1 protein-coding gene is annotated in these 252 nt (G+C 63.9%); it reads right to left on the reverse strand.

The window, feature by feature from the left end; translation table 11 throughout:
• The coding region (locus ACNFIC_RS23870) for a phosphopantetheine-binding protein (protein WP_416782293.1) at positions 1-252 on the reverse strand (252 nt) is incomplete at both ends.

Raw genomic sequence — 252 nt, forward strand, 5'->3', positions numbered from 1 at the left:
CGGGCTCTCGACCTCGCTGCGTGCCACACCCGCCAGCCCTTGCACCGTCTGGTGCTGGAACAGTTGCTTGGGGGTGAAGCGAATACCCGCCTGACGGGCACGGCTGACCACCTGGATGGAGATGATCGAGTCGCCGCCCAACTCGAAGAAGTTGTCCTGCATCCCCACCCGCTCGACCTTAAGCACCTCCTGCCAGATCCCAGCGATTCGCGCTTCCAGCTCACTGCGCGGCGCCACGTATTCAGCCTGTTG

It is taken from the genome of Pseudomonas sp. NY15463 (assembly GCF_048068415.1).
Classification (GTDB): Bacteria; Pseudomonadota; Gammaproteobacteria; order Pseudomonadales; family Pseudomonadaceae; genus Aquipseudomonas; species Aquipseudomonas mosselii_C.